The sequence below is a fragment of the Prolixibacteraceae bacterium genome, assembly GCA_019856515.1.
Lineage (GTDB): Bacteria > Bacteroidota > Bacteroidia > Bacteroidales > Prolixibacteraceae > Halosquirtibacter > Halosquirtibacter xylanolyticus.
Map to the genome: position 1 here is coordinate 1,633,780 of CP082230.1, position 20,831 is coordinate 1,654,610.

A 20,831-nucleotide genomic window follows, 5' to 3' on the forward strand; every position below is an offset into this window, starting at 1 on the left:
ATTAGACCAACTGGATTAATAAATGAGCAATAAAGTCTTATGTATATATTTTGTTTAAACAAGATTTAAAAATAGAGTACAAAGAGACAGCTCATTTACAGATATTATTAATATAGCATATAAGGCAAGTAGTTTAGATACTATTTGTTCCATTCAGATGCAATCATATCTGCACACCTTGCACCATCCATAGCCGAAGAAACAATACCACCAGCATATCCAGCCCCTTCACCACATGGATAAAGATTCTTTATTCGAACATGTTGTAGTGTTTCTTGATCACGAGGAATACGGACAGGTGAAGAGGTACGAGATTCAACTCCAATTATCTTTGCTTCATTCGTTAAGAACCCTCTTGCCCTCTTGCCCATCATTAGGAATCCCTTCTGTAACCGGGAAACGATATGCTTAGGCAACCATAAATCTAATCTTGAAGAGGTCAAACCTGGCCTATAAGATGACTTTGGAATTGAATCAGATAGCTTTCCTTCTACAAAATCAACCATGCGCTGAGATGGTGCATTCTGTGTCTTATCTGCTTTCTCGTAACATAATTTTTCCAAAGCTTCCTGATACCGTAATCCACTTAACGGATCATTAGTTTCTCCTACATCTTCTGGATATATCTCCACAACTAGTCCCGCATTTGCGAACTTTCCACCACGACTAGAGGGTGACATACCATTAACAACAAGTTCGTCAGGAGCGGTTGCAGCGGGCACCACAATACCTCCAGGGCACATACAGAAAGAATAAACACCCCTATCATTCACCTGCTCTACAAATGCATAAGATGCCGCTGGAAGATACTCTCCCCTATCGCTTCCATGATACTGAATTCGATCGATCACCTCTTGAGGATGCTCCAATCGAACTCCCATAGCAAAGGCCTTTGCTTCTAATTCTACTCCTAAATCATCCAAACGATAATATATCTCTCTGGCTGAATGACCCGTAGCCAATATTATCGCGTCCGAACTTTTTATCGTACCATCCTGTAAGACAACACCAGTCATCTTATTTTCGTTGATAATAAAATCCTCCACCTTAACACCAAAATGAACTTCCCCACCAGCATTAAGAATAGATTCCCTCATATTCTTTACCACCTTAGGCAATACATTCGTTCCAATATGAGGATGGGCTTCTATCAATATTTCATCTTGAGCTCCATGAAAATTAAATATTTCAAGGATTCTACGAACATCACCACGCTTCTTCGATCGGGTATACAGCTTTCCATCAGAAAACGTTCCTGCACCCCCCTCACCAAAACCATAATTAGAGTTAGGATCCACGATATGTTTATTATGAATTGCAGAGATATCTTGTTTTCTCTCATAAACATCTTTTCCTCTCTCTAAAACAACGGGCTTTATTCCATGCTCTATCAACCTAAGTGCAGCAAACATCCCTGCAGGTCCTGCACCTATAACCAAAACCTCTCTTTCACCTCTTACATCAGGATATTCAAAAGATGGCTTTTTTGGTGCCGGCTCCTTTTGATCAATATCTATAATCAAACTAAGGTTGATCTTGATATTGGGACGTCTTGCATCAATAGATGAACGACGGACAATGATGTCACAAATTCGATCTTTTTGGATCTTCAGTTTTGTTGCCACAATGGGCTTTAAAAACTCAACATTCGAGGCCTGCTTTGGAGTAGCAGTTATATTTAACTCTTTTCTCATCTTAACTATTCAAAATTTGATTCTTACTCAAAGTAGAATATCAAAGAGACGACTTGAGGTCGAAGTGATTTTAATGGATACATATATTGAGGATCAAAATCATTTTCAGGTGATGGCGTTGGAATATCTCCAAGCACATTATTTAATCCAAAACTATATCTTAGCTCACCCGAAAACTTAAAGAATTGCAAAAAGGAATCAAAACCAATTCCAATATCAGCATAATAACTTAAATTCTTTAATTTAACGAGGTCTGCATCGTCATCTCGTGTCTCTAAATCAATTCTACAACTCCCTCCTGCAACAATATACGGACGAAAGTTAACAGCTCTTTGTGCTTTAAACTTAAATAGCAAGGGTAAGTCAATATAGGTTGATTTTGAAATATAGGAATAGGGAGTGTAAATTTTATTCGTAGAAGTGGTACTACCAGTAGCACCTGTTCCTCCAGTTACAACTCCTGTAGCTGAGGTATCCATTCCTTTATCATAGAAAGGGTAAGAGATCGTTCTTTCCCCAAAAGACATACCTGGCAGAAATCTAAGATCTAACCATGAATATAGTCTAAGAGAGGTAATAATTCCCACAGTGAATCCAGGCTTCAATGATGACACCTCTGCTGCAACAAAACTATTAGGGTCATAATTCATAGCAGGATCACCTGGTTTGGGTGCTACATAACTTGGATTCATCGATGGCTTGTTATAATAAGAAAAACCAAAATCCATAAAGTTGGTCCCCAAGAAGAAACCAAAATGAATTCTTTTCTTATCATATGTTGTAAGATTGGCAACTTCATTCCATTGCGCAATCAGATTCATCGAAAAACCCAAACTTATCAATATGGTCAGGAATAATCCTTTCATAATACATCTTCACATTTACAATAATATCATACAAAAACTCCACTATTATATAAAACTTTAAAACAATGATATTATTGTAAATGTTCCGATCTCTTGGCTATTTCGTCGCAAAATAAATTGTTGCAATACCAAAAGTCAAACGATATTCTTTCACCGAATTAAACCCAACTTTTTTCATCACCTTTATAAAGTCCTCTCCATCAGGGAATGCAGAAACAGACTCTGGCAAATAAGTATACGCTCTAGTATCCTTTGAGATCAATCTCCCCCATAAAGGCAAAATATAGTACGAATAGAAATTATATAATTGCTTGATCGGAAAAACTCTCGGTTTACTAAACTCTAACACACATGCCACTCCACCACTCTTCAATACACGATGGAATTCAGACAGCCCCTTTTCAAGGTGTTCAAAGTTTCTCACACCAAAGCCTACAGTAATGGCATCTATTGAACTAGTTTCGAACCTCATATCCTCAGAATCACCAACTTCAAAAGAGATGGTATCATTCAGATGAAGTTTTTCAATCTTCGCAGCAGCGATATTCATCATCCCCTCTGAAATATCCATCCCTATTATATGATTAGGATTGAGTTTCATCGCTTCTAATGCAAAATCACCTGTTCCAGTCGCAACATCCAGAATATCCTTCGGTTTGAATGGCTTTAATAGCTTAACAGCCTTCTTTCGCCATAGTTTATCAATACCAAACGACAACCAATGATTCAAGAAATCATATTTTGGTGCAATTGAATTAAACATCTCAGCTACTTGCTGCTTCTTCCCTAACTCTGAATCATTATACGGATTTACCACTGAAAAACTTTTTATATAGGTTCCACATCGGAATAATCCTTGTCGATATAGCCATATGATTGATCATCTATTCTGATCTCACCTTTTGTAACGTGCCCTAATGTATAGAATGGCTGATTAACAGAAGTCATATAATCGATAAAAGCATCATCTTTATCTGGTGACACACTTACAATCACACGCCCTAAATACTCTCCGAACAAAAATGCCTCAGGAGACACAGCCATATCAGTGGTAATATCAAAACCAAAACCACTCTCATAACCAGCACGCAACAGTGAAAAGAACAAACCACCACGATGTAATGGATTTGCTGTCTCAATCAATTTATTTGAAACCAATCCCTCAAGGACTTTCTTTAATTTTATCTCTACATCCAAATCAAATCGCATTAACGAGTCCCATTTCTCTTCCAGAACATACTTCTGAAACAACGAGCCTTGCGTATCCTCAATGGATTTACCCAACAAATATATATTATTTCCTTTAGTTTTAAATCTAGAAGTAACAAAGTCGTTCTCTTTTGCCAAAACACCTAAGCCATTTAACACCAATGAAGGCATTTGATCAAGTGTCTTTGGATCACAAGTAAATAAGATCTTCTGATGGCTCATAGGAATATCATATTTTCGAGAAATACGTTTACATCCCTCTTTAATGCCATCAACCATCTCCATATGATAAGGACTTGACATATTAACATTTGTAATAACAATGTCATAAGCAGAGAAGCTTGCTCCAAAACAGTATATCTTACGGACTAACTGAGCCAATGCCAATTCTGTTGCCGCTTGAGGAGAAATACGTAATAAACGTTCCATAACAATAGTTGCAGAAACCATAATCTCCTCTTTCCCTGGAACACGAATCAACCCTGCATCGACTTCATTTGATCTTTCAAAAATCAACTGAGAAGAGACGTTTTCTCTATCCACTTTAAAATAATTAACAGGCGAAAGCTGTGGTAATGCAAGCATCAACTCGATAACATCTTTGACTAAAAGTCTATTATCATTTATTTGAGAATTATCGTTAGACATAAATTAATAAGTTATGAGGTTAATAGAATGTTTCAGCTATTCTCAAAGTTATAATTCTTATTGAATTAATCATACTATTAATAACACAAAAAAAGAGATCAACAGTACAAAAAAAAGCATAAAACACACCATAAAACACTGCTTACCAAATTACTACAAATAAACATGCTTCTAAACAGCAACTATAACGAAAGATTTTACGCATCTTGTCTAGCAATAAAACCTTGACCACTAATATAAACCTATGGAACCCATACCTTTGGCTTAATATCACACGGAATAGAATCATCAAACTGATCATCGTATTGAAGATATCGAGCTTTCGACTTTCCCAACAACTCTCTTATCACTTTCTCATCAGAAGAAGCTTTTGATCTTAGTTTAGAATTATAGAATGCAATAGAGTCTTTTCCAATAAATGAATATGGTAAAACAGTAAAGCAGTAACCGTTAGACTCTTTAAAGCGATGCACATAGGTGGTTTGATAGGAAACATCTTCCACATGAGTCTTCTCTCCATTTTTCATCAATGTCACATGAACAATTAGCCCAATATCTTTAGGACTTTCGCGTTGATTAGAGATAAAATTACCTAATGAGTACACACACAACTCTTGTTTTTCTCTATTCCAATCAATTGGCTGAACAACATGAGGATGGGACCCAATAACTACCCGCACTCCGTTTTCATGTAGAAATGTTGTCAATCGTCGCTGAGATCGAGATGGCTTTAACTGATATTCATTCCCCCAGTGCAACATCACCACAACTTCATCCACCTGTTTCTTTCTGATGGAATCAATATCATTTTTAATTTGCACTGTATCGATATAATTAATCATTATAGGCGGCCTTGCAGTAATACCATTTGTGCCATAAGTATAATTTAAAACCCCTATACGAAAATCACCTTTCTGTAATACCAAGCCATTTAAGGAGTCATGAGAAGCACTATCTCTATATGCACCCATATATGGAATACCACGCGATTCCAATTTACGTGTAGTTCTTACAACCCCTCTACTTCCTCTATCTAAGACATGATTATTAGCCAATGCAAAGACATCAATTCCAGCATCTCTACTCGCGTCCAACAAAGATGCTGGAGAAGAAAATGTAGGATATCCTGCGTAAGGAGCTCCAGCCAATGTCACCTCTAAATTACCAATGGTAAAATCCGATTTACTTAAAGACCTTTTGACATACTGAAAACAGTGCTGGTAAGCATTCACATCAGGGAAATGACGTTCGTGATATGCTGCATCCTCTATCTGGGCACCATGGCCCATTATATCGCCTATAAAAGTTAAAGTAACCCTATCTTGTGCTATTGCAGGTTGAAAAAACAAGAAGCACAAAATCAATAAAAAGTGTCGTCCAAAGCACATATCTTGAATATATTTACTCAAATATAAGACAAAAAAAAAGCTCCACAATCTCTTGTGAAGCTTTTCTGCGGTCTGGACGGGACTCGAACCCGCGACCCCATGCGTGACAGGCATGTATTCTAACCAACTGAACTACCAAACCAAAAACATTTAAGAGAGACCTCTGAGCGGTCTGGACGGGACTCGAACCCGCGACCCCATGCGTGACAGGCATGTATTCTAACCAACTGAACTACCAAACCAAAAGCTTTTACTTCAGTCTCTCTTAAATCATTATTTTAAAGAACTAATCTTGCGGTCTGGACGGGACTCGAACCCGCGACCCCATGCGTGACAGGCATGTATTCTAACCAACTGAACTACCAAACCAAGATGTCGTGCTTTTCTTTTAGAGTGTGTCTCTCTCGAAAGGCGTTGCAAATATAGATCATGTTTCTTTTTTTACAAATTTTGCAAGCACTTTTTTTCAAAGAATTTTCTCGAGAGAGACCTTACAAAGGGAGTTTTCACGCCTTACTCTGCCTCTTCAATCTTCCAAAAAAATGAGAAATGAACACTCCCATACCTTCTTAACTCCCTGAAATTAGGATGAGTGGAATAGTCCGTCTTTTTACCATGTTCAACAATTAAAAGACCATCTTCATTAAGCAAATTTGCACCGAAAATTTTTTCAGGAATTTCTTCTATTTTACCTAATTCGTATGGTGGATCAGCAAAAACAACATCAAACTTTCTTCGTGATGATGAAACAAACCGAAACACATCTCCTCTGATAGGACTTACGATCCTTGAAATATTCAGTTGATCCAAACATTCTCGTATAAAAGTAAAATGTCGACTATCTTTTTCCACGATAGTTATATCTCGACACCCGTGAGATGCCATTTCATAGGAGATAGCTCCAGTTCCACCAAATAAATCTAAGAAAGAGACCTCCTCGAAGTCTATCCTATTTCTTAAAATGTTAAACAAACTCTCCCTTGCAAAGTCCGTTGTCGGTCTTGCCGTAAACTTCTTTCCAGGTCTTAACTGCTTCCCTTTAAATTGTCCGCCTATAATTCGCATCTATATACATTTAAAAAAGGCATATATTGAAACATTGGGGCATCTAACACCTCCTCTTGTTGCTCAATATACAACCCTCCATTGTAAAAATCCACACTACTAAACTCTGATTGCAATAACATAATCTCTTCATCTTCCAATGAAATCTCGCCCATCAAACACAATGAAGACGCTTTGACATTTAAATTATTCTGTTTTAATGCCGCAAATAGATAAAAGGGAACATCCATGCCTCCCCTCAAGTCATATCGATTACATAACAGCAAACAACCTTTTTCATCATACAACACCACGTTCATCGATCTCCGCCTGACAGAAGCAACAAGACTAGGTTTCCTCAATGGGCCCTTGAATTGCTTTTCATCCAACAACAGAACCTGTGTATGAATTAAATGAAACTGCTCAAAATAACGTTTTACAACCTCTAAAAGTGATACTGGCACAGCGAATAACACCCCAACATTGCTTTGACAGACCTCATTCCAAATAATACTATCCCATTCGTGACTAAAATCAGGAAAATGCAGATCACAATATAATGACACATCCTCTTTTTGAAACATCGAAGTAGGCACCACCAATGATCGTTCAAGATCAACAACTACAATATTTCTTTTAAAATCACCATTTCGAAAAGGAAGCGTCTCTAACCAATGAGCAAGTGATACTGCCAAAAGAGCAACTGGAGTTGCAACAATAGACTCGAAACCATAAGCAACCAAACGAGGCTTTTCTCCTCCAACATCTACTATAGAAAAAGAAAATCCATCCAAGCTAACTTGGATGGATCTTTCGTATCGATAAAAGTCCTCATTCGAAACCGAGCTATCCACATAGATATTAGATTTCATAATGAAAGGTTTTATGTTATTTATTCTTTATGCTTTATTCCCAGTTACCAGCATTATTGTTTGCTTCTGTAACAGAACCAACTTTTAGACCAGGGAATTTATTATTAACACGAGCTGCCTCATTGTCATTAATAATAAATTGTTCATAATCACCTTTAAGCTCTTCTAAATATTGGTTGTTATGACATTTTGCTTCAAAAACAGGAACCTTAACACCTGACCCAGTAGTAATGATTGTTGCGCCCAATTGGAAACGCTGATCTTTACAATTAGGAACGACAGCTAAGTCATTTGGATTAAAGCCCTTCGCTTTAAACAAAGAATCTTGAACACCGATATAAATCGTATCACGAATAATAAGCCCTTTCTTAAGTGCTTTTGCTTCTGTCCAACCTGCATCCACCATCGAATCAGTTAATGAACCAATGCGTCGCACCAATGGAAGAGAATCATCAGCTACGAAAGTAATTAAAGTATCCCAACTACCTGTAAACTGTCCGTTAACACTCTTAAAAGCCAACTCTGCTTTACGTACATCTTTCAATTTAGCAACTACGGCATCGTAGCGCACCTTTTTCGCCTTCTTATATAGCATTGGTTGCTCAACTGTCTTGTAAATCTGAAACGCAATAAATGCCGAGATAGCAATCAATACTACTTGAATCAATATTTTTTTCATACTCTTTCGTTAATGAAATTACTGGTTTGTCTGCAAATTTAAGAAAAAAAATAAATTTTATTCTCTGTAATTTCCTTAATTTGGCATTATGCAAAAAAAAGAATTTACACTGAAACTTCAAAGCACCTTAACATTTGATCTAACATCCGATCAAATGGGACTTATTGAGGCTTTATTCAATTTTATTTTCAATGATAAAAATGTCAATATTTTTATCATTAAAGGATATGCAGGAACTGGAAAAACCACAATTATTGGAGCATTTATTCAAACATTAAGAGCTTTTGGTATTTCCACATCTCAGATGGCACCCACTGGTAGGGCAGCCAAAGTCCTACATGACCACACAGGATTGCAAGTAAACACAATACACAAAAGCATATACCAACAGCGCAATGTTGGAACGATAGACTATCAATTTAACAAACGTGCTTTTAGTGATGAATTTCAGACCTATTTTATAGATGAAGCCTCCATGATCTCTGGTCAAAGTTTTAAGGATGCCATTTTTGGATCTGGTAACATCTTAGAAGATCTAATCACCACCACGCTGACTAGCGAAAATAACAAATTAATATTTATAGGTGATGATGCACAGCTTCCTCCTATAGGACAAGAACATGCTCCAGCACTGGACAAAAAACATCTTGAACAATTTGGGTTCGAGGTTTCAACCTATCGACTGACCGAAGTAGTACGCCACCAAAAACAATCTGGCATCCTGCATAATGCAACAAAAATAAGAGACATCATTACAGACACTACTTGTTGGGACAAACAGTTAAAGTTTGACATTCAAGAGTTTGAAGACCTCAACAAGTCGAATGGCAGAGATGTTATCGAGGAGATTGAAACATGTTATGACAAACAAGGAAGATCGGAAACCATACTGATAACTCGATCAAACAAAAGAGCTACTATTTTCAACCAGGGAATAAGAAACTCAATTTTTTTCTATGAAGAAAAAATAGAGACAGGAGATCTTATCATGGTCGTTAAGAACAACTATTTTTGGAGCAAAGAATACAAAGAGATTGACTTTATTGCCAACGGAGAGATCGCAGAAGTAACTCGTGTTGGACGCACTGAGAATGTCTATGGAGTTAATTTTGTGGACCTCGAACTTCGCCTACTCGAGAGTGAGCAAGAGATATCATGCAAGGCCTTCCTTGACCTTCTTCACTCAGATCAAGGAAACATAAACTATGCAAAAACAAAAGAGCTATACTTCAACATATTGGAAGAACATAGAGAGCTAGCGACCCAACGCGAACAGTGGAAACATATTCGTGAATGTCCTTATTTCAATGCACTTCAAATAAAATTCTCATATGCTATCACGTGTCATAAAGCACAAGGTGGCCAATGGAAAAACGTATTTATCGACCAAGGTTATATTACAGAAGAACACCTAGATTCAAACTTTCTTAAATGGCTATACTCTGCTATCACAAGAGCTAAAGACAAAGCCTTTCTACTAAACTTCAATAAAGAGTTCTTTCACGAAAAAGACCAAGAAATATTCTAGGAAATCTTCATTATATTTGAACCATTCAATTCATACACGACAATATTTTACAATGGAAAATAACAAAGAAGTCTTACTAAAACTTCAAAACTTCTTAAATGAAGTAAGCCGAACAGGAGAAGTGTGGACATTAGAAAATGAAGTAGGATTTGCAACGACACAATCCACTATCTACGCTGACAACGAAGGCAAGCCAGTAAATAAACTATGTTTTTGGGAGTCTAAAGAGAGAGCCCTTGAGGTCTCGACAGTAGAGTGGAAAACATATCAGCCTACATCATTTCCATTGGGAGAATTCCTAGAACAATGGTGTGTTGGTATAGCCAATCAAGGGTACCATATTGAATTAAACATGGGTAAAGATTTTGTTGGATATGAAGCGCACCCTTTAGAACTTGCCATGATCATCATTGAAAAGCTGAATGAAGAGAATGCAAGTGTTCCACTACAAAACTATATGAGTCTTCAAGATTTTCACGACCAATTAAAGCAAGCTTTAAGCTAATGCAAATGGAATTACAAAATGACCTATATTGTTTATTAATTCATTTGAGATGAAAATATCAATCATCGGTCTCCAATAGAAAGAAGGCAGAGATACTAATAAACAAAAAGCGAAGTGTATTAAAATACACTCCGCTTTTTTATAATATATATCATCTATTAAGGAACTATTCCCACTCAATAGTTGCAGGTGGTTTTGACGATATATCATAAACCACACGGTTAATTCCTCTCACCTTATTAATAATATCGTTAGATACTTTTGCCAAAAATTCATATGGCAAATGAACCCAATCGGCAGTCATTCCATCTGTAGAAGCAACAGCTCTTAAAGCAACGACATTTTCATACGTACGCTCATCCCCCATTACACCAACAGACTGTACAGGCAACAACATCACTCCTGCTTGCCAAACATCATCATATAATCCCCACTCACGAAGACTATTAATAAAGATAGCATCAGCTTCTTGCAAAATACACACCTTTTCAGGAGTTACATCACTTAAAATACGGATACCTAAACCTGGACCTGGGAAAGGGTGTCTTCCTAAAAGTTTCGCATCAATGCCTAAAGCTTTTCCGACTCTTCTCACCTCATCCTTGAATAACAAATTCAACGGCTCTACAACTTTTAGCTTCATATAATCAGGCAATCCACCCACATTATGATGAGACTTAATTGTTGCTGAAGGACCTCCGTTCACAGAAACAGACTCAATCACATCAGGATAGATAGTTCCTTGACCTAACCATTTCACATTCTGAATCTTGTGAGACTCCTCATCAAAGACTTCCACAAAATCTTTTCCTATAACTTTTCTTTTGGCCTCTGGATCAACAACACCAGCCAAATCATTATAGAATTTTTGCTTCGCATCAACTCCGATCACATTCAATCCCATTCCTTTGTAGGAATCCAATACGCTCTCGAATTCATCCTTACGCAACAATCCATTATCTACAAAGATAGAAGTAAGGTTATCACCTATCGCTTTATGTAAAAGCACACCAGCAACGGTCGAATCAACACCTCCTGAAAGACCTAAAACAACTTTATCGTCACCTATCTGCGCTTTCAGTTTGGCCACTGTTTCATCAATAAATGAATCGGGTGTCCAACTCTGATCACAACCACAAACATCAACAATAAAATTCTTAAGAATCGTTGTTCCCTCTAAAGAGTGATACACTTCTGGGTGAAATTGAATCGCATAAGTATCTTCTCCTTTGATATGATACGCAGCATTCTCCACATCTTCAGTAGAAGCGATCACTTCATAATTATCTGGCAAACTAGTAATAGTATCACCATGAGACATCCATACCTGTGATGGTTGAGAAACTCCTTTAAGAAGGGCATTTTCACTATTTACATACTGAAGGTTTGCTCTTCCATATTCACGACTATCAGACGCTCCAACCTCACCCCCGAAGAAATGAGCCAAATATTGCGCTCCATAACACACTCCTAAAAGTGGCATTTTCCCTTTAATCTCAGACAAATCAATACGAGGACCTTTTTCATCTCTGACAGAATATGGGCTTCCTGACAAGATTACCCCTTTAACTGTTTCGTCGATCTCAGGGTAATGATTGAAAGGGTGAATTTCGCAATAAACGTTAAGTTCGCGTACACGTCTTCCGATCAATTGGGTATACTGAGACCCAAAATCTAAAATGAGTATTTTCTCCTGCATAAATGGGATTTAAAAAATAGGTAATAATTGGATAATTGGCGCAAATATATATCTTTTTTTCATTTTCGTCATGCTTGACCCCTCCACTTTTATACGATTTAACACCAATTCTACATTGAGATAGTGCACAACCGATTTTGTATTGATATCAATTCAGAAAATTACACCTACTAATATTTACACCAATTATCACAGGAACCATATTGCTAAATACCCCTTAAGAGAGATAATAATTCATTAACCCCATCGCCTGGGCTTTATACTCTTCACCATATATATTCATATGGTTCAACATATGGTATAACATATAGACATTCTGGCGTTCTTCCCAATCTGAAGGCAATGGGTTTGTTTCATGATATCCTCTATAAAAATCGGCTTCAAATCCCCCAAACAGTGAAGTCATCGCAAGATCGGCCTCACGATGACCATAGTAAATAGCGGAATCGATCAATACCGGATCTCCATTATTACCAACTAAGTAGTTACCACTCCATAAGTCACCATGAAGCAAAGAGGGAGTCTCATTCTCCACAGGCAATAGAATCATTGGATAAATCTCCTCAAACTTATGGAATGACTTCGAGAAATAGATATCTACAAGGCCATTCTTTTTGGCAAGTTCATACTGAGGCAACAGGCGTTTGTTCCAAAAAAACAGAGTCCATGATCTAGCCTCTTCCTTTGTTGCTAAATTAGATTGCAAGTTAGGTCCAATATAATTGTCATAACTTAAACCAAACTCATCCCCTTTCATCTCATGCATTTTAGCCACTTGCACACCAAAATCATAGAAGAAGTTATACCCAACCCTGTTTTTAGCAATGTAATCCATCAATATAAATCGATTACCATTATATGAAACCTTTGGAGTGTTTACACAACCTAGTCGATTCAACGTTCTCAAGCCTCGGACTTCAACACCCATATCCACCGTATCATCAGTAGAATATTTAAGAAAATATTGCATATCAGGACGAAACTGAATCACAGCAGTCTCTGTAAAATGTCCAATATGTTGATGTGATATTAATTGAATAGGCTCTTCAGCCCAAACTTCGATTTGTTCTAAAACAGAATTAGGTATACTCATGAAATAAGGAGATTTATTTTTTAATTTTATCAAGCAACCCTTTACACGAATCTTCTAAGATATCCAACACCAACTCAAATCCTTCCGCACCACCGTAATAAGGGTCAGGAACCGTATCATAATCAAACCCAACACAATAATCTGTCATTCGATGCAATTTTGAAAGATCCGCTTCGTTTCTAGCTCTTGATTTCAAATCTGAAATATTCGATCCATCCATCGCTATTATATAGTCAAACCTATCAAAATCAACATCTTTATCGAACGGTCTTGACAAACTCTCTAACACAAAATCTCTTTTTTCTGCGTGTTTCCTCATTCGTCCATCAGCTCGGCTTCCTTCATGATTACCAATCATTCCAGCCGAATCAATTTCGAACTGATCATCCAATCCCTCATCAGAAACATACTTCTTAAAAATTGCTTCTGCCGTCGGAGAACGACAAATATTACCAAGACATATAAATAAGACCGTTGTTGTATCGTTATGATTTTCCATTTCTTTAATTACTTAAATTTACATTTTAATTTATTTTATAACAAATATACGCCTCTATTTGTATTAAAACGAAGACATAGATTCAGTTATTTATCATTATGTTTGCCAGTGGAACAAAATTCCATAAATCAATTAAAGATAATCAGAAAAAATCAAACAATGAAAAGACTATTTGCACTTATAGCACTTTGTACTTGTATTCATTTCGGGGCGAAAGCACAAAGAGCCATCGGTCTTCGCTTAGGTGGAGGAAATGGTTTTGGAACAGAAATTAGCTATCAACATCCTTTTGCAAAATACAATCGTCTACAAGCAGACCTTGGTATTAACGGCGGCAAGGATTGGGGTGGATGGTCGTTGGTTGGTACTTACCAATGGGTAAAACCATTAGAAGGAAACATCCGTTGGTACTACGGTGTGGGTGCAGGACTTGGCAGTTGGTACAATAAAGATGGAGGAACTCACCACAACACAGGTGTATATCTCTCTATCAATGGAATATGTGGTATTGAATATGTATTCCCAGACATTCCATTACAACTTGCGCTAGATACGCGTCCATCACTAGGACTTATCAACTCAAGAGGACTTGAAATGGATATTGCAGTATCTGTTCGATTCTTATTCTAGACAGAAACATCTATTACCCACTTTATTATACAACAGATACCACATCTCCATAACAAATGGGATGTGGTTTTTTATTTGCATCTATTTTTTTCAATAAAACATCTCCATTAATAACGTCAAATCCCTCTTCATCTGATTATGCAAAATTAAGTTATATTTGAAATATTATAACTCAATCTCAAAAGAAACACAACTACAAATAATGACAAAAGGACGGTTCGAGGCCATAGATTCATTTAGAGGGATCTTAGCAATTTGCGTTGTATTAAGCCATTTTAGTTTGATCGACTCCATTACAGAAATGACCATAATACATGATGCAACACTTTTTGTCGAGTTTTTCTTTATGCTTAGTGGTTTTGTTATCACTTATCATTATGGCAATAACAAATATGTTACTTTTAAACAGTTTATTAAAAAACGCTTTCTTCGCCTCTATCCTTTACACATCACAATGTTCATTGTTGTTGCGTCAAGAGAGTTGATAAAACTTCTTGCAGAACACTATACCAATATTTCATTCCCTTCTCCAGCATTTTCTGGAAGGTTAAGTATTGCAGAAATATTACCTAATATTCTATTACTACAATCATGGACACCTTACACACACAGCCTATCATTCAATGCACCCTCATGGAGTTTAAGCATTGAATTTTATGTATATATATTGTTTTACATCTCCTTAGTCGTTTTTCGATCTTATAAGAAATATGCTTGGGCGTTTTTTTCTTTTATATCCTTCACTCTCATTTTCATCGGATCTGACATACTAATGCTAGACGTACTTAGAGGACTATCTTGTTTTTTTGCAGGAGCACTCGTCGCACTTACATACAATAAGTATCCTCATTTAACAATTCCATCATACTTCGCATCTATCCTCGAAATCATATTAATTTCAGCAATTATAATAACCTTGAGTACAACACCACCACATAAATCAATCATTGCCTCAGCACTATACATAATCACTATTTTCATATTTTCGTATGAGAAAGGAGTCATATCGAAGATATTACAAACAAGACCACTAAAAACTCTTAGCCTTTATTCATACTCGATCTATATGATTCACTTTAGCCTATTACTGTTCTTAACCTCCATGTTCCTTATTACAGACAAATTATTTCATACGAATATCATTACAAATATTAAAGGGGTAAATTATATGGATTTTGGTGGTTCTACAGTTAATAATATTGTGATGGGCTTGATTGTTTTAGGCATTGTTGGTCTATCAAAACTAACGTACAATTTTATAGAATTAAAAGGGAAGAAGCTTTTTTAAATCGTCAAGAGGACATCTCTCTATTTTAATTCACCGAATACTAGCAATACAAAAGATGGGATAGACTTTACAATCCACCCCATCTTTGTATCAACCTCTATAGAAAACTTAAAACTACATAACTATACCCTATAGCCATCCCTTATAATTATATTTCTTATTCTCCTCCACTCCCTTTATTATGCGACTCTCTGCAATATGCTTTATCGCATCAATTTCAGCCCTTTTCAAATCTGCATCATCCTGTTGTTTCTTCAACTTAAGGTTCCATTCTGCATCTAAAAGGTGCTTTTTCGCATCCATCTCATCCCTCTTCAAATCTACATCATCCTGCTGTTTCTTTAACTTAAGATTCCACACTCTCTCATCAAGATTCTTCACTCGTAAGACAATTTCTTGAGACAAAAGTTCAGCCTCAGCATAACAAGCTGCTTGGGGAGCAATCTGACTCAAAAATAGACCTGCCTTTTTCGCAGAAACCAAATCTAAAGACTCACTCCAAGCACTTCTCGCTTTAACCAACAGAAGATTCCCTTCATAATCTACTTTTTCTTGATAAATAGTACGAACTTGATCCATTGCCTTATCATAACACGATTTACACACTTCAGGTACAGCCACGAGATTAGCCATCGCATCGTCATATTCATTACGAGAAACCAACATTTCTGACTCCTTCAGAATAAAATCACAATTTGAATTATAGTAAGCAATAATTTTCTGCTTCCCCTTCTCCATAAAAGAGAGAAAGAGAGGGTCATTGGTTTTAATACTCTTTAAAGCTGCCCGATATGCTTTCGTTTCACTACGTCCAACACCTTTATACACTTTTGATATCGAAGCATACATCTTCCCATCAATTCCATCCCCGATAAAAAAACTCACCTCTAATGTATAGGCATGCATTGGAGGCGCAGTAGGTGTAATATCCTTGGTTAAAACCGTCACATTAGCAGTTAAGATAAAACGCTCCTCCAAACAGCTACTTCCCATTCCATATCGTGTAGTTAGTTGATTCAACTTATGCTCTAAAAAATGACGTGAACTTTCATTCAATCCGTCGATCTCATTTGACACTACTGCACGCATCGCAATGCGTCCAAGATCATTCAATGTGGTTTGGTTATCTTGTCCAAAGATACTTCCACCACCTACAACTAAAATAAATATGATAATAATATATTTCATCGTCCTATTTTATTGTTAGTTCAACCTCACCAAGGCCTTTGGTCTGTATATCACACTGCACCTGTAGAGAGTCTGAAAGAAACTGTCTCAGATTTCCTCCCCATGTTTCAAAATCATAAGCCATCTGGCCTCCCCAGCCATCGTCTCCATAAAGAGGAATCCTCACTTGTGAAAATTGTAAAACATTTTCGCTATTCTGATTCAACTGAAATCGTCCTTTGACCGTATTGCGTGGCATCCAATACCGATTAATAATATCCTTTAACGATGCCGATCGTCCCTTGAATGTATAAGTCTCATTAAAATCAATATCACTCATCTCATCGACCAACAACACCAAAGCGCCCTCTCTTCCTTTCGCAAAAACATCTTCGAAATAGGACATCAACTGGGAGTTAAAAGAGTCTAAGTAAGCTAATACAGCCTCTTCTAATAATACAGACACTTCGGCAGTAAAAGATTGTTTACCTGTACCACTCGCTGCAGCACGTTGTTTTAGCGTATAACTATCGACCCCTTGTAATCGAAAAGTCACAGATTTTTTAGGTCCTACTTGATTCACCTTCCAATAAACCTTCAATACAATATCTGCCTTGGCTGTTTCGTTCAACACATCAATAGGAGATTTATTCACCCCCTTCATATTGGTACGTGCCTGATCCTTAATAATCTTATCCATTTGTGACTTCAGATCAACCAATGGAAAGTCACGCTCTGCCATCATCTCCCCAATCTTTGAGATCACACTATTGAGTTCTCCATTTTCTAATAAAGCTTTAGAATAATCAGGTACAGTTATCGCATCACCCTGATTATCAAAAGTCATCACGTAATCATGTGATGTACACCAATCGTCACTAGGCACAACCATAATACTAGGTTTCTTAGCTTGCCCATACACACAGCATACGATCAACATCATTGCTGAAACTATATATATCCTTCTCATAAATTCACTATTTTATTATACCGTCTTCAACAAGTTTAGATCGCAACGCATCCCTTTTCAACTCTAATACCACTCCAGTCACAAACCCCTCTTGAGAACGAAACAGATCTTTTTTCTGACCCGTTATTGACACAAAATCCTTAAATGGACCTCTCTTTGAAAAGAAAGATCTAAAATACTCACGATGTTCCTGTTGTACATTCACTTCATTCACCATCGGTTTTAACAAGACAGCCCCATCGATGATCCCATGAAACAAAAGATTCTCTATAGCCACCTTCTGTGCATTCAATAATGCTTCAGAAGTGGACACTCCCTCTCCCCATGACTTCAATACCACCACCCCATCCAAGCGATCGCTTAAACATGAAGTATGAAATGAATGACTTCCAATAAATCGGGGTGTACTACACCCCGATAATATTAGAAGTAACATAACATAACAACCTACTATATGAAAATACTTCATCAAAATCCACTACTTAACTTACGAATCACACCAGCAGCCTCCAGCTCTTCTCTTAACCCAGCAACATTCACCGATACGATCATTCCAATTTTATAACTCTTACGACCTAATTTAATACGATCAGTTGCAGCAATAGAGCCGTTATTCGCCAAAAACACATACTTCTCAAATCCTCCTGTATCCTCAAAGAAATGATCAAAAAACTGCGCTTTGTCTAATACCACACTCGAATTACTCACCAAAGGCTTTTGACCTGCCACACGATCTTTAGAAGGAAAACCCTTAAATATCACAGCATGTACCGCATTTTTCTTTGCCTGGGCAATAGCGTCCTCTGGTCGTTTTGCATAGGTCCACACTTTAAGTTGATAACTACCCTGAACACCTGTAGCAACTGCCTCCACTTCATATTTCCAACATTCAGTCTCTTTATCTAACTTCTTTTTTGATCCAGAAGCTGCCAACAGTTCAATCGAACAGAGCATACTACAGAAAAAACACAGAAGATATACACTCGCTTTTTGCATCTCTATTTAATTTGTCTAATTAACATCCCAGGAGCAATCTTCTTTGATCCTTTTAAAACCGTTCCATGCAGATCACTATCCGCTTTTGTCTGTTCATCGACACTATATCTATTATCCCACACTGGACGCTTCTTATCCACCTTACACTTCCCTATACTTTTCCATATCGTCTTGCCTTGCTTCTGGTTCCACACCATCTCGAGCACCTCAAACTCCGACTTCGAAGTAATACTCTCTTTCTCTCCGATCTGAGCCACAATAGGATTCACCGAAACGATAGGCACTTTAGGTTTAAACACGTCATTCTTCTTCTGTAGCTTAGCAAAAGTATTATCGAGATTTCGCACCAATGCCAAATCAATGATCACATCCTCGGCTCTCTTCTTCCCAAGACTAAAAGTCACCAAACTCTGATTATACTGCACCCCAACAAAATTGAGTTTAAACAGATCGGAATCCATCAATACATCAGGATTATTCCAATAATCACGATAAAAAACCATTGCAGTAGAATCATTCCAATTCAATTGATATAAGAAAGTCTTTGACCACAAAGAGCAACCCTCTTTCGTCTTCTCATACGTTACATCAGCCCCTTTCAAAGCAGCCGTAAGCAACATCTTAGGCTTTCCTGACATTCGCTTGGTTATCTCCTTCTTTGCAGCATCTCTAACCGCCCTAGCCACAGGCTCATTCTCCACAAAATCCAACTTAGTAAATGTCACGAAAGTATTCTTTATCAACTCCTCTCCAGCATCACCCAAAGCAGACATTCCACGAGCCTGACCTTTAGCCACACCAGCCTCCAGTTCAGAAGCATTATAAAACCCTCGCTCCTGTACCAAAGCCATATCAAACTGATGATCAACGCCCATATCAAACCATGAGGCCACCACCTGGTTCGCCAAATGCGTCTCAGCAATCATCTTATCAATCTTCACTTGAAAAATCTCTTTCTCTGTTGGCTGCACCACAGCAATCGAACGATTACCATCTAAATACTTTAACCCCTTTTGTGACGCCTTAGCCTTGGTAATCTGAAATACATTTCTCAATGTATCTTTTAAAAACCCAGCCTTCACCAAATCTTGATCTGTCAACTTCATCTTCTCGATATTCACTGACTTCGTTTGAATATCGTGCTTATTATACTTATCAGGAAAAGGGTAGTGATCCCATGAAGCCGAGACGAATTCCTTATTAGGAAAATTATCCGACTCAATTAGCACCATAGCTAACGAACTTCGTCTATACTGTACATCTTGTCCATTTACAACATGCCCTAACACTCCTAGAGCCATCACCACCATTACAAGTAACACTTTCTTTTTCATAAATTTGAATCTGGTTAATTTGTTTCATATACCAAGAGCAAGAGAAAACACTCCCCCTCTCAATTAATCAATTATTTATTCTATCTTAGCACAACCAACATCAATGCAATCATCAGATATTGTATTTGACCTCGAACGACAATACGAAAGTATCTCGCACATACGCCATAAAACGTCGTACCCAAGTAGAATTCCATAAAAAATCAAAAAACAGCCCTTTTCTACCCCAACACAAACGCGAATCTATTCATGAAACAAAAAGAAAACACAGGGCTATTCCAACGACATCACAAAACAACACACCATCTATGCAACGAGTCTACACAGATGAAATAAAAACGAAAAAAAACACCTTAAAAACATCAACGACACATCCACATTGACACGAAATGCTCGCGCCCAATAAAGCAACAAAATATACCTTCTAGGTATCTACTTATACCCTCAACCGTACCTTCTCCTACCTTTGTCCATGGTTCAGCCATGGTTCGTCCATGGTTCAGCCATGGTTCGTCCATGGTTCGTCCATGGTTTGTCCATCGATTTCGGGGGTTGGGATGGCTGAACCATGGACGAACCACGGCTAAACCATGGACAAAGGTAGGAGGAGACACCTATCAGACTCCTAGTAGGTAACTAGGAAGTATTGATGAATGTTATTAACCATAATAATGACATGAAAGTCCGTGCTATAAAAAAGCATTTGTTAAAAAGACTAAAGG

The 20,831-nt window shown here is 37.3% G+C and carries 20 protein-coding genes and 3 tRNA genes; 4 read left to right on the top strand and 19 right to left on the bottom strand.

The window, feature by feature from the left end; genetic code table 11:
- Window positions 1–140 precede the first annotated feature (140 nt).
- The 11 genes from K5X82_05630 to K5X82_05680 form a co-directional block, all read right to left on the bottom strand.
- Entirely contained in the window at window positions 141–1,694 is a 1,554-nt protein-coding gene (locus tag K5X82_05630; protein ID QZT38378.1) for an FAD-binding protein, read from the bottom strand.
- 23 nt (window positions 1,695–1,717) lie between these two features.
- Window positions 1,718–2,560 (bottom strand): PorT family protein, encoded by an 843-nt coding sequence (locus K5X82_05635; protein QZT38379.1) that lies wholly within the window; start codon window positions 2,558–2,560, stop codon window positions 1,718–1,720.
- 97 nt (window positions 2,561–2,657) lie between these two features.
- The gene (gene ubiE / locus K5X82_05640) at window positions 2,658–3,323 is read right to left on the bottom strand and encodes a bifunctional demethylmenaquinone methyltransferase/2-methoxy-6-polyprenyl-1,4-benzoquinol methylase UbiE (protein ID QZT39087.1); all 666 of its coding nucleotides are present in this window, start codon (window positions 3,321–3,323) and stop codon (window positions 2,658–2,660) included.
- Between the two features lie 65 nt (window positions 3,324–3,388).
- Window positions 3,389–4,417, bottom strand: a complete 1,029-nt coding sequence (locus K5X82_05645) for a hypothetical protein (protein QZT38380.1) — start codon at window positions 4,415–4,417, stop codon at window positions 3,389–3,391.
- A 242-nt stretch (window positions 4,418–4,659) separates the two neighbouring features.
- Window positions 4,660–5,805, bottom strand: coding sequence for a CapA family protein (locus tag K5X82_05650; GenBank protein ID QZT38381.1), 1,146 nt, complete (start codon window positions 5,803–5,805; stop codon window positions 4,660–4,662).
- A 68-nt stretch (window positions 5,806–5,873) separates the two neighbouring features.
- Window positions 5,874–5,947: transfer RNA gene (locus K5X82_05655), tRNA-Asp, on the bottom strand.
- Between the two features lie 26 nt (window positions 5,948–5,973).
- A tRNA-Asp gene (locus K5X82_05660) sits at window positions 5,974–6,047 on the bottom strand.
- A 53-nt stretch (window positions 6,048–6,100) separates the two neighbouring features.
- Window positions 6,101–6,174 (bottom strand) — tRNA-Asp (locus tag K5X82_05665).
- Window positions 6,175–6,318: 144 nt separating this feature from the next.
- Entirely contained in the window at window positions 6,319–6,870 is a 552-nt protein-coding gene (locus tag K5X82_05670; protein QZT38382.1) for an RsmD family RNA methyltransferase, read from the bottom strand.
- Window positions 6,858–7,721 (bottom strand): DUF3822 family protein, encoded by an 864-nt coding sequence (locus K5X82_05675; protein ID QZT38383.1) that lies wholly within the window; start codon window positions 7,719–7,721, stop codon window positions 6,858–6,860. The genes K5X82_05670 and K5X82_05675 overlap by 13 nt, the downstream gene beginning before the upstream one ends.
- 34 nt (window positions 7,722–7,755) lie before the next feature.
- A complete protein-coding gene (locus tag K5X82_05680; GenBank protein ID QZT39088.1) occupies window positions 7,756–8,391 on the bottom strand; it encodes a hypothetical protein in 636 nt (211 codons plus the stop codon).
- Window positions 8,392–8,488: 97 nt separating this feature from the next.
- On the opposite strand from K5X82_05680, the gene K5X82_05685 reads away from it, so the two are divergent.
- Together K5X82_05685 and K5X82_05690 are read left to right on the top strand one after the other, a co-directional pair.
- Entirely contained in the window at window positions 8,489–9,928 is a 1,440-nt protein-coding gene (locus tag K5X82_05685) for an AAA family ATPase (GenBank protein ID QZT38384.1), read from the top strand.
- A gap of 52 nt (window positions 9,929–9,980) precedes the next feature.
- The gene (locus K5X82_05690; GenBank protein ID QZT38385.1) at window positions 9,981–10,433 is read left to right on the top strand and encodes a DUF2750 domain-containing protein; all 453 of its coding nucleotides are present in this window, start codon (window positions 9,981–9,983) and stop codon (window positions 10,431–10,433) included.
- 166 nt (window positions 10,434–10,599) lie between these two features.
- Here K5X82_05690 and guaA read toward each other — a convergent pair whose 3' ends face one another.
- From guaA to K5X82_05705, 3 genes are all read right to left on the bottom strand, one after another.
- The gene (gene guaA, locus K5X82_05695) at window positions 10,600–12,132 is read right to left on the bottom strand and encodes a glutamine-hydrolyzing GMP synthase (GenBank protein ID QZT38386.1); all 1,533 of its coding nucleotides are present in this window, start codon (window positions 12,130–12,132) and stop codon (window positions 10,600–10,602) included.
- Between the two features lie 217 nt (window positions 12,133–12,349).
- Window positions 12,350–13,225: a fructosamine kinase family protein gene (locus K5X82_05700; protein ID QZT38387.1), complete on the bottom strand. Its 876-nt coding sequence runs from the start codon at window positions 13,223–13,225 to the stop codon at window positions 12,350–12,352.
- Between the two features lie 13 nt (window positions 13,226–13,238).
- Window positions 13,239–13,724 carry a low molecular weight phosphotyrosine protein phosphatase gene (locus K5X82_05705; GenBank protein ID QZT38388.1) on the bottom strand — a complete coding sequence of 162 codons (486 nt, stop codon included), beginning with the start codon at window positions 13,722–13,724 and terminating at the stop codon, window positions 13,239–13,241.
- A 159-nt stretch (window positions 13,725–13,883) separates the two neighbouring features.
- On the opposite strand from K5X82_05705, the gene K5X82_05710 reads away from it, so the two are divergent.
- Together K5X82_05710 and K5X82_05715 are read left to right on the top strand one after the other, a co-directional pair.
- Entirely contained in the window at window positions 13,884–14,354 is a 471-nt protein-coding gene (locus K5X82_05710) for a hypothetical protein (protein ID QZT38389.1), read from the top strand.
- A 157-nt stretch (window positions 14,355–14,511) separates the two neighbouring features.
- The gene (locus tag K5X82_05715; protein QZT38390.1) at window positions 14,512–15,642 is read left to right on the top strand and encodes an acyltransferase; all 1,131 of its coding nucleotides are present in this window, start codon (window positions 14,512–14,514) and stop codon (window positions 15,640–15,642) included.
- Between the two features lie 129 nt (window positions 15,643–15,771).
- On the opposite strand, the gene K5X82_05720 is transcribed toward K5X82_05715, so the two are convergent.
- Genes K5X82_05720 through K5X82_05740 form a run of 5 tightly spaced genes read right to left on the bottom strand, consistent with a single transcriptional unit; the run spans window position 15,772 to window position 20,109 of the window.
- A complete protein-coding gene (locus tag K5X82_05720; GenBank protein QZT38391.1) occupies window positions 15,772–16,830 on the bottom strand; it encodes a hypothetical protein in 1,059 nt (352 codons plus the stop codon).
- A gap of 4 nt (window positions 16,831–16,834) precedes the next feature.
- Window positions 16,835–17,779, bottom strand: coding sequence for a DUF6175 family protein (locus tag K5X82_05725; protein ID QZT38392.1), 945 nt, complete (start codon window positions 17,777–17,779; stop codon window positions 16,835–16,837).
- 7 nt (window positions 17,780–17,786) lie between these two features.
- Complete coding sequence (locus tag K5X82_05730) at window positions 17,787–18,215, bottom strand: hypothetical protein (GenBank protein ID QZT38393.1); 429 nt, start codon at window positions 18,213–18,215, stop codon at window positions 17,787–17,789.
- Window positions 18,216–18,247: 32 nt separating this feature from the next.
- Window positions 18,248–18,775 (bottom strand): hypothetical protein, encoded by a 528-nt coding sequence (locus K5X82_05735; GenBank protein ID QZT38394.1) that lies wholly within the window; start codon window positions 18,773–18,775, stop codon window positions 18,248–18,250.
- Between the two features lie 2 nt (window positions 18,776–18,777).
- Complete coding sequence (locus K5X82_05740; protein ID QZT38395.1) at window positions 18,778–20,109, bottom strand: hypothetical protein; 1,332 nt, start codon at window positions 20,107–20,109, stop codon at window positions 18,778–18,780.
- Between the last annotated feature and the right edge of the window lie 722 nt (window positions 20,110–20,831).

Excerpts from the sequence above, each read along its gene's own strand:
- K5X82_05650 (QZT38381.1), bottom strand. The coding sequence starts at position 5,805 with ATGTGCTTTGGACGACACTTTTTATTGATTTTGTGCTTCTTGTTTTTT.
- guaA (QZT38386.1), bottom strand. The coding sequence starts at position 12,132 with ATGCAGGAGAAAATACTCATTTTAGATTTTGGGTCTCAGTATACCCAA.
- K5X82_05670 (QZT38382.1), bottom strand. The coding sequence starts at position 6,870 with ATGCGAATTATAGGCGGACAATTTAAAGGGAAGCAGTTAAGACCTGGA.
- K5X82_05720 (QZT38391.1), bottom strand. The coding sequence starts at position 16,830 with ATGAAATATATTATTATCATATTTATTTTAGTTGTAGGTGGTGGAAGT.
- K5X82_05630 (QZT38378.1), bottom strand. The coding sequence starts at position 1,694 with ATGAGAAAAGAGTTAAATATAACTGCTACTCCAAAGCAGGCCTCGAAT.
- K5X82_05690 (QZT38385.1), top strand. The coding sequence starts at position 9,981 with ATGGAAAATAACAAAGAAGTCTTACTAAAACTTCAAAACTTCTTAAAT.
- ubiE (QZT39087.1), bottom strand. The coding sequence starts at position 3,323 with ATGTTTAATTCAATTGCACCAAAATATGATTTCTTGAATCATTGGTTG.
- K5X82_05740 (QZT38395.1), bottom strand. The coding sequence starts at position 20,109 with ATGAAAAAGAAAGTGTTACTTGTAATGGTGGTGATGGCTCTAGGAGTG.
- K5X82_05685 (QZT38384.1), top strand. The coding sequence starts at position 8,489 with ATGCAAAAAAAAGAATTTACACTGAAACTTCAAAGCACCTTAACATTT.
- K5X82_05705 (QZT38388.1), bottom strand. The coding sequence starts at position 13,724 with ATGGAAAATCATAACGATACAACAACGGTCTTATTTATATGTCTTGGT.
- K5X82_05700 (QZT38387.1), bottom strand. The coding sequence starts at position 13,225 with ATGAGTATACCTAATTCTGTTTTAGAACAAATCGAAGTTTGGGCTGAA.
- K5X82_05725 (QZT38392.1), bottom strand. The coding sequence starts at position 17,779 with ATGAGAAGGATATATATAGTTTCAGCAATGATGTTGATCGTATGCTGT.
- K5X82_05730 (QZT38393.1), bottom strand. The coding sequence starts at position 18,215 with ATGTTACTTCTAATATTATCGGGGTGTAGTACACCCCGATTTATTGGA.
- K5X82_05710 (QZT38389.1), top strand. The coding sequence starts at position 13,884 with ATGAAAAGACTATTTGCACTTATAGCACTTTGTACTTGTATTCATTTC.
- K5X82_05645 (QZT38380.1), bottom strand. The coding sequence starts at position 4,417 with ATGTCTAACGATAATTCTCAAATAAATGATAATAGACTTTTAGTCAAA.
- K5X82_05635 (QZT38379.1), bottom strand. The coding sequence starts at position 2,560 with ATGAAAGGATTATTCCTGACCATATTGATAAGTTTGGGTTTTTCGATG.
- K5X82_05735 (QZT38394.1), bottom strand. The coding sequence starts at position 18,775 with ATGCAAAAAGCGAGTGTATATCTTCTGTGTTTTTTCTGTAGTATGCTC.
- K5X82_05675 (QZT38383.1), bottom strand. The coding sequence starts at position 7,721 with ATGAAATCTAATATCTATGTGGATAGCTCGGTTTCGAATGAGGACTTT.